Below are 7008 nucleotides of genomic sequence, written 5' to 3' on the forward strand. Positions count from 1 at the left end.
TGAAGTCACCCAAGAACTCTTGAAGCAGGCTAAGGGAGGGCGAGGAAGGAGTTTTGGGTAAAGCCCTGCTTAGGACGTCTTGACCGGGGCTTAAAACCGGCAAGGCCTTCTTCCTTCAGGCGTTTCCGCCAGCGGTAATAGGTGGCCCGGCTGATCCCTACAAGCTCCTGGATCTCGGGCCAGCTCACCCCGTGCTTCCTGAGCGCTTCTCGGTGTTTGCTCCGCAAAGCAGCCACCTGTTTGAGCTTCCGTGAGCGCTCCTGGACCGTGGGATCGCCGGCCCCAGCCCCTTGAAGTTCCCGGGCCTTTCTTGCGCCCCGAAAAACCTCTTTGCCGACCGTGGTAAGCTGCATCTGTGGGGACCTCCCTTCTCCATGGAGTGGTCCCCACATTTTTACTCGTCCAGTCTCACATGTGTCTGTCCGAGTTCAGTAGACTGGCCGTATGGAGATCAAGGACGTGAAGCGCCTGGCCCGCTTTGACCCGGAAAAGATGGTCAAAATCCCGGTTTTTGACTCCACCCACATGCTCTATGACCTCTACGCCCTTCTTCCCGGGCAGTCCCAGAAGGTGCACGCCCACCCCGGGTCAGACAAGGTTTACTTCGTGCTGGAAGGGGAGGTGGTGGTGCGGATCGGGGAGGAGGAGGCCCTTTTGGCCCCGGGGATGGCGACCCTCGCCCGCGCCGGCGAGGCCCACGGGGTGCAAAACGTCTCGGCAAGCCCCGCCCTTCTCCTGGTGGTCATGGCCCCAAGGCCCTAGATGCCCCACCGTGGCTTTCGCCGCGGTGGGGGTCCCTAAGAGGGCAGGCGGGTTTTGGAAGGGGGGTGGGCCCTTAGCTTGTCCTGTCTAGAGGCGCTGAGGCGCTATGGAACCGGAGGGCTACGAGAAGCCTTAGGCCCAGGGAAAGGAGGAGGGGCAGGTGGTAGGGGCTTGGACCAAGCCCGAGGCTGGCTGCGCCCCCGGCCAGGAGGCTTCCCGCGATGCCCCCCAGGCCCTGGGCCAGCCAGAAGAGGGCCAGGTAGCCGTTGCGCGCCGCCTTGGGGGCCTGGGCCAGGGCGGCGTTGACCAAGGCGGTGCCAAGCCCGCTCCAAGCCAGGGCGTCGGCCACGGCGGAAAGCCACAGGGGCCAGGGGAAGGCCTCCGAGCCCCCAAGCCAAAGGAGGGGCATGAGGGCCGCCACCAGGCCTGCTCGGAAGAGCACCACCCCGTGGCCCCGCTGGTCCCCGAGCCGGCCCCAAAGGGGGCCGAAGAGGAGGCCGGAGATGGCAGAGATCAGGGTCCAAAGCCCCACCTCCGCCATGGAAAACCCGCCCACCCGCACGAAGTAGGGCACCACGTAGGGCCCCCCCACCATCACCGCCCCGTACCAGAGGAAGACGAGGCTGAGGTACCCCCGGTAGGCCCCATCCTGCAAGGCAGCCCAAAGGGCCTCCCGGGGCGGCGGGGCCGGGGCTTGGGGGGGCTCTTCCTGAAGGCGCAGGACCAGGACCGAAAGGAGCCCAACCCCCACCCCTAGGAGGAGCACCGCCTGGTAGCCGGTGGGCGGGGGGAGGGCGTCCGCCACCAGACCCCCAAGGAGGTTGCCCAAGGTGCCCACAAGGCCTAGGAGAGCGTTCCTTAGGCCGAAGTAGCGGCCCCGCCTTTCGGGGGGGACCAGGTCCGCCATCCAGGAGAGCCAGAGCACCCCCACGGGGGCGGCCAAAAGCTGGGAGGCCCCGGCGAAGAGGAGAAGCCCCGGCACCCGAAGCCCCTCGGGCAGAAAGGGGGCGAGGAGGGCCGGCAGGAATAGGGCGCGGGAGATCAGGTTCAGCCGTACCACCAAGGCCTTGCGGCTTCCTCGGAGGAAGAGGGCCAGGGGGGCGAGGACCTGGGCTAGGAAGGGGAGGGCGCCCAGGAGGGCCAGGGCCTGGGGGGAGGCCCCCAGGGCCAGGGCGTAGCCCGTGAGCAAGACCCCGGTGCTCCAGTAGAGGAAGAGGGCGGAAAGGACCCCTTCCCATATGGAAAGCCGCAGGGAGCGCTCCGGTTCCACCGCTCCATTGTCCTTGAACCCGGTAAAATCTCCCCCATGGAGACCTCCATCACCAGGATGCTGGGGATCCGCTACCCCATCGTGGCCGCGCCCATGTTTTTGGTGTCCAACGCCCCCCTCCTCCAGGCGGTGGCCGAGGCGGGGGGGATCGGGGTCATCCCGAGCCTCAACTTCCGCACCCACGAGGCCTTCCGGGAGTTCCTGGAGACCTTCCCCCAAGGGGTGCCCTTCGGGGTGAACCTGATCCTGAAGGCCAACCCCAGGCTGGAGGAGGACCTCGAGGCGGTGGTGGAGCGGAAGGTTCCTCTGGTGGTCACCTCCCTGGGGGACCCCACCCGGGTGGTGGAGCGGGTGAAGGCCTATGGCGGCGTGGTCTGGTGCGACGTGGTGGGCCTCCGCCACGGCAAGAAGGCGGTGGAGGCGGGGGCCGACGCCCTGGTGGCCGTGGCGGCGGGGGCCGGGGGGCACGCCGGGAGGGTGAGCCCCTTCGTCCTCGGGCCCTGGCTTAGGGAGGAGCTCGGGGTGCCCGTCCTCATCGCCGGGGGGATCGCCACGGGGAGGCAGGTTCTTGCGGCCTTGGCCCTGGGGGACGGGGTCTACATCGGCACCCGTTTCATCGCCACCTTGGAGTCGGGGGCGCCTTTGGAGTACAAGGAGGCCCTCCTGCGCGCCCAGCCGGAGGACATAGAGTACACCCCCGAGGTGACCGGGGTGCCCGCCAACTTCCTCAAGGAGTCCCTGGAGCGCTTCCGCCAGGGTGGGGGGAAGGCCTGGAAGGAGATTTACTCCGCCGGGCACGGGGTGGCCTTTATCCGGGAGATCCCCTCGGCCAAGGAGGTGGTGGCCCGCCTTGTCCGGGAGTACGAAGAGGCCAAGCGGAGCTTGCCTTAAAGGTGCTGGCGGTCCTCCTCCTTCCCGAGTTCTCCGAGCTGGAGGCGGCCTTGGCCCTCGAGGCCGCCCGGCTTTGGGGTATGCCCGCCTACACCGTGGCCAAGGGGCGGAAAGGGGTTCCCGCCCTGGCGGGGTCCGTCTGGACCCCCACCTACGCCTTCCCGGCGGCCCCGCCCCCCAAGGCCTTGGTGGTGCCGGGGGCGAGGAGGCCCGAGCGGGCGGCCAAGGACCCCTCTTGGCTGGCCTTTCTGGACGCCATCTGGGAGGATTTGGAGGCGGTCTTTCTGGGCTTTAACGCCCACGGCTTCCTGGCCGAGGCGGGAAGGCTTCCCCCCAGGGTGGCCGCCCGGGAGGAGGTGGCCCTAAGGCTCCTTAGGGAGGGGTACCGGGTGGTCCCGGGGGCCTTCCTGCGGGAGGGCAAGGTCTACACCACCCAAGGAGGCCTGGCCCTCCGGGCCGCCTTGGAGGACTGGGGAGGAAAGGCGATTGCCCTTTGATTTTGGACTTGGGTACACTAAGCCCATGGCCGTGCGGGAGTACCAGAAAAGGCGCCGCCGGGAGCGGATCTTCCAGGCGGCCATGCGGCTTTTCCGGGAGCGGGGGTTCCAGGAGACCACCGCCACAGACATCGCCAAGGCGGCCCACGTCTCCCGGGGCACCTTCTTCAACTACTTCCCCTACAAGGAGGCGGTCCTTTTGGAGTACGGGGCGGAGCTTTTGCACCACGCCCAAAGCGAGGTCCGCCGCTACCTGGCCCAGGGGATGGACCCCCTGGAGGTCCTCTACCGCCTCTTCGCTGAGCTCGCCCGCTTCACCAAGGAGGAGAAGGACCTCCTCCTCCCCCTCCTCTACGAACTCCTAAACCCCGACCCCATCCGGGCCCGGGCGGCCTTTGAGGCCCTGCCCCTGGGGGACCTCATCGCGGAGATCCTAAGGCCCCTCCAGGAAAAGGGGGTGGTGCGCCAGGACCTTTCCCTGGAGCGGATGGGCCGCACCCTGGCCGACCTCTACTTCCTCGCCGCCCTCCGCTGGGCCGCCTACACCCCCCACCGGGACCTGGGGGTGGAGTTGGAGCGCTCCTTGCGGCTCGCCCTCGAGGGCATCCTCACCCGCAGGGAGGCCCCGGAGCTCCCCTCCGTGGCGGCTAATCCGTAGCCACCTTAAGCCTTTCGGCGATCTCGGGGATCCGGGCCAGAAAGACCCCGGTGGGGCTTCCCGAGAGGGCCACCTCCTCCGGCGTCCCCTCGGCCACGATCTCCCCGCCCCGGTCGCCCCCCTCGGGGCCCAGGTCAATGACCCAGTCGGCGGTCTTCACCACGTCCAGGTTGTGCTCAATGACCACCACGGTGTTGCCCGCGTCCACCAGGCGGTGGAGGACCGAGAGGAGCTTCGCCACGTCCTCAAAGTGGAGGCCGGTGGTGGGCTCGTCCAGGATGTAGAGGGTGCGGCCCGTGGACTTCCGGCCCAGCTCCGTGGCCAGCTTGATCCGCTGGGCCTCGCCCCCGGAGAGGGTGGGGGAGGGCTGGCCCAGCTTCATGTAGCCTAGGCCCACGTCCACCATGAGCTGGAGCTTGCGGGCGATGGAGGGGACGTTCTGGAAGAAGTCCAGGGCTTCCTCCACGGTCATGTCCAGGACGTCGGCGATGTTCTTGCCCCGGAGCTTGACCTCCAGGGTCTCCTTGTTGTAGCGCTTCCCCTTGCACACCTCGCAGGGCACGTAGAGGTCGGGGAGGAAGAGCATCTCTATCTTCACCGTCCCGTCCCCCTGGCAGGCCTCGCACCGGCCCCCCTTGACGTTGAAGGAGAAGCGGCCTGGCCCATAGCCCCGCTTCCTGGCCTCCGGGGTCTTGGCGAAGAGGTCGCGGATCTCGTCAAAGATCCCGGTGTAGGTGGCGGGGTTGGACCGGGGGGTGCGGCCGATGGGGGACTGGTCAATCTCAATGACCTTGTCCAGGTGCTCCACCCCCTCCAGGGCCTCGTAGGGCCCGGGGGTGGTCTTGGCCCGCATGAGCCTTTGGGCCAAGGCGGCGTAGAGGACGTCGTGGATCAGGGTGCTCTTGCCGCTTCCCGAGGGGCCGGTGATGGCCACGAAGCGGCCCAAGGGGATCTTAAGGGTGACGTTTTTCAGGTTGTGCGCCCGCGCGCCCCTTAGGACCAGCCACTTGCCGTTTCCCTTGCGCCGCTCCTTGGGGACGGGGATCTTCTTGTCCCCCCTCAGGTAGGCGGCGGTGAGGCTCCGCTCGCTTTTGAGGATCTCCTCGAGGGGGCCTTGGGCTACCACCTCCCCCCCGTGGATCCCCGCCCCCGGGCCCATGTCCACGATCCAGTCGGCGGCCCGCATGGTCTCCTCGTCGTGCTCCACCACGATGAGGGTGTTGCCCAGGGCCTGGAGGCGCTTGAGGGTGGCGATGAGGCGCTGGTTGTCCCGGGGGTGGAGGCCGATGGAGGGCTCGTCCAGGACGTAGAGAACCCCGGTGAGCCCCGAGCCCACCTGGGTGGCCAGGCGGATCCTCTGGGCCTCCCCCCCGGAGAGGGTGTTGGCGGCCCGGTCCAGGGTGAGGTAGTCCAGCCCCACCCCCACCAAGAAGCCCAGCCGCTCCACGATCTCCCGGAGGATGGGCCGGGCGATCTGGGCCTGGAAGGGGGAAAGCTTCGCCTCCAGGTCCTGGAAGAAGGCCAAGGCCTCCCGCACCGTGAGGGCGGAGACCTCGGCGATGTTCTTCCCCGCCACCTTGACCGAGAGGACCTCCTTCTTGTAGCGGGTCCCCCCGCAGACCGGGCAGGGCCTTAGGGACATGAAGCCCTCCAGGGCCTCCCGCACCCCCTCGGACTCCGCCTCCCCGTAGCGCTTCTCCAGCCAGGGGATCACCCCCTCGTAGTGGACCTCTACCCGAAAAGTCTCCTTCCCCCCGCGGCGGAAGACCACCTCAAAGGGCTCGGGAAGCCCGTAGAGGACGGCGCGCTTCGCCTCCTCGGGGAGGTCCTTGAAGGGGGTTTTGAGGTCAAAGCCCAGGTGCTCGGCCAAGGCCCGAAGCCGGTCCCAGAGGTAGCTACGCCCCGTGTCCCGCCCCCGGGCCCAGGGGAGGATGGCCCCTTCCGCCAAGGAGAGCTCCGGGTTCACCACGAGCTCGGGGTCAAACTCCTGGCGGTAGCCGAGGCCGGAGCAGGCGGGGCAGGCCCCGTAGGGGCCGTTGAAGGAGAAGATCCGGGGCTCCAACTCCTCCAGGACCGAGCCGTGCTCGGGGCAGGCGAACTTCTCCGAGTAGAGCTCCTCCTCCCCGCTATCGGGGTAGAGGACCCTAAGGAGCCCTTCCCCCCGGAGGAGGGCCAGCTCCACCGCCTCGGCGATGCGGGGGCGCTCCTCCTCCTTGAGGACCACCCGGTCAATCACCAGGTCTATGTCGTGCTTCTCGTACTTCTCCAGGTTGAGGCCTTGGGCCTCCTCCAGGAGGTAGATGACCCCGTCCACCCGCACCCGGGCGTACCCCTCCTTCAAAAGCTGCTGGAAGAGCTTCCTGTACTCCCCCTTCCGCCCCCGCACCAAGGGGGCCATGAGGATGGCCCGGGCGCCCTGGCGCTTGAGGAGGCGGTCGGTGATCTCGCTCGCCGACTGCTTCTCAATAGGGCGGCCGCACTCCGGGCAGAAGGCCTGGCCGATGCGGGCGAAGAGGAGGCGGAGGTAATCGTGGATCTCGGTGACGGTGCCCACGGTGGAGCGGGGGTTGTGGCTCGTGGTCTTCTGGTCAATGGAGATGGCGGGGGAAAGCCCCTCGATGCTCTCCACCTCGGGCTTGTCCATCACCCCCAAAAACTGCCGGGCGTAGCTGGAGAGGCTTTCTACGTAGCGCCTTTGCCCCTCGGCGTAGAGGGTGTCAAAGGCCAGGGTGCTCTTGCCCGAGCCCGAGACCCCGGTGATGACGATGAACTTGCCCCGGGGGAGCTCCAGGCTGATGTTCTTGAGGTTGTGCTCCCGCGCGCCCCGGATGACGATGCGGTCCATCCGTGGAAGTATACCACCAGGACTTTACCCACATCTCCGTTTCGTGGTAAATCTCCCCTTGCGGGCGCAGCCCGTATCTGGTACC

Annotated in this window: 6 protein-coding genes and 1 pseudogene; 4 read left to right on the forward strand and 3 right to left on the reverse strand. The window is 67.8% G+C overall.

Annotated elements, in window-relative coordinates; genetic code table 11:
* Window positions 1–68: 68 nt before the first annotated feature.
* Window positions 69–353: pseudogene (locus IEX93_RS11060) on the reverse strand (helix-turn-helix domain-containing protein); the annotation flags it as partial.
* Window positions 354–444: 91 nt separating this feature from the next.
* Here IEX93_RS11060 and IEX93_RS11065 point away from each other — a divergent pair.
* Complete coding sequence (locus IEX93_RS11065) at window positions 445–762, forward strand: cupin domain-containing protein (protein WP_188848247.1); 318 nt, start codon at window positions 445–447, stop codon at window positions 760–762.
* A gap of 73 nt (window positions 763–835) precedes the next feature.
* Here IEX93_RS11065 and IEX93_RS11070 read toward each other — a convergent pair whose 3' ends face one another.
* Window positions 836–2032: an MFS transporter gene (locus tag IEX93_RS11070; protein ID WP_188848248.1), complete on the reverse strand. Its 1197-nt coding sequence runs from the start codon at window positions 2030–2032 to the stop codon at window positions 836–838.
* A gap of 36 nt (window positions 2033–2068) precedes the next feature.
* Here IEX93_RS11070 and IEX93_RS11075 point away from each other — a divergent pair, with 36 nt between their 5' ends.
* The 3 genes from IEX93_RS11075 to IEX93_RS11085 are packed head-to-tail and all read left to right on the forward strand — an operon-like array spanning window position 2069 to window position 4078.
* Complete coding sequence (locus IEX93_RS11075) at window positions 2069–2923, forward strand: NAD(P)H-dependent flavin oxidoreductase (protein WP_188848249.1); 855 nt, start codon at window positions 2069–2071, stop codon at window positions 2921–2923.
* A gap of 2 nt (window positions 2924–2925) precedes the next feature.
* Window positions 2926–3420, forward strand: coding sequence for a hypothetical protein (locus tag IEX93_RS11080; protein WP_188848250.1), 495 nt, complete (start codon window positions 2926–2928; stop codon window positions 3418–3420).
* A 25-nt stretch (window positions 3421–3445) separates the two neighbouring features.
* Window positions 3446–4078, forward strand: a complete 633-nt coding sequence (locus tag IEX93_RS11085; protein WP_188848251.1) for a TetR/AcrR family transcriptional regulator — start codon at window positions 3446–3448, stop codon at window positions 4076–4078.
* Here IEX93_RS11085 and uvrA read toward each other — a convergent pair.
* A complete protein-coding gene (gene uvrA / locus IEX93_RS11090) occupies window positions 4068–6923 on the reverse strand; it encodes an excinuclease ABC subunit UvrA (protein WP_188848252.1) in 2856 nt (951 codons plus the stop codon). The two genes, IEX93_RS11085 and uvrA, sit on opposite strands and share 11 nt — an antisense overlap.
* Between the last annotated feature and the right edge of the window lie 85 nt (window positions 6924–7008).

The organism is Thermus composti, from assembly GCF_014647535.1.
GTDB classification, from domain to species: Bacteria; Deinococcota; Deinococci; order Deinococcales; family Thermaceae; genus Thermus; species Thermus composti.